At 69.2% G+C, this 1,194-nt stretch carries 1 protein-coding gene; it reads right to left on the bottom strand.

The window, feature by feature from the left end:
- Positions 1-1,194 (bottom strand): MinD/ParA family ATP-binding protein (locus tag BZL64_RS37645; RefSeq protein WP_167396264.1); only part of this gene is annotated, 1,194 nt, incomplete at both ends.

Below are 1,194 nucleotides of genomic sequence, written 5' to 3'. Positions count from 1 at the left end.
GGTACGGGTACTGCTGCTGGGGGTGGCCGGGCTGGCCCGGCAGGGGAGGGGCGGCGACCGGAGGCGGGTTGCCGTCGCTGGTCCACAGGCCGTGCATCTGCTGGTGCCGGACGAAGTCCTCCGCGACCATCGCCGCGAGGTTGAAGTACGACTCCCGCACCTTCGGCCGCATCATGTCGAGGTCCACCTCGGCGCCGGCGGAGAGGTGCTCGTCGAACGGCACGACGACGACACCCCGGCACCGCGTCTCGAAGTGGCTGACGATGTCATCCACCTTGATCATCTTGCCCGTCTCGCGGACACCGGAGATCACGGTGATGGAGCGTGAGACCAGCTCGGCGTACCCGTGCGCGGACAGCCAGTCCAGCGTCGTACTGGCGCTGCTCGCGCCGTCCACCGAAGGCGTCGAGATGATGATGAGCTGGTCGGCGAGGTCGAGCACCCCGCGCATCGCGCTGTAGAGGAGACCGGTGCCCGAGTCGGTGAGGATGATCGGGTACTGCTTGCCGAGCACGTCGATCGCGCGCCGGTAGTCCTCGTCGTTGAACGCCGTGGAGACGGCCGGGTCGACGTCGTTGGCGATGATCTCCAGGCCGGAGGCGGCCTGGGAGGTGAACCGCCGGATGTCCATGTAGGAGTTGAGGTAAGGGATCGCCTGGACCAGGTCACGGATCGTGGCCCCGGTCTCGCGGCGCACGCGGCGGCCGAGCGTACCGGCGTCCGGGTTCGCGTCGATCGCGAGGATCTTGTCCTGGCGCTCGGTGGCGAGGGTGGAGCCGAGCGCGGTGGTCGTGGTCGTCTTGCCGACCCCGCCCTTGAGGCTGATGACGGCGATGCGGTAGCAGGAGAGCACCGGAGTCCGGATCAGCTCGAGCTTCCGCTGCCGCTCGGCCTCCTCCTTCTTTCCCCCGATCTTGAACCGGCCACCGCCGGCCGTCGGACGGCTGCTCTTCGCCTTCTGCTTCTTGTTGTTGAGCAGGCGGTCGGAGGACAGCTCCACGGCCGCCGTGTAACCCAGCGGTGCGGCACCGGGATTGACCGGCTGCCGCTGGTCGTGCTGGATCGGCTGCGGCCAGGCGGCACCGGCACGGGGGTCTACGGGGGGCTGGGGCGGCTGGGGGACGTGAGGTGCCTGAGGTGAGTGAGGCGCCTGAGGTGAGTGAGGCGCCTGAGGCGTTTGGGGCTGGTGGGGGT

The sequence above is a fragment of the Streptomyces bobili genome (genome assembly GCF_002154575.1).
Lineage (GTDB): Bacteria > Actinomycetota > Actinomycetes > Streptomycetales > Streptomycetaceae > Streptomyces > Streptomyces bobili.
The sequence above is the reverse complement of the archived record's forward strand: the minus strand, read 5'-3'. Positions and strand labels throughout refer to the sequence as shown.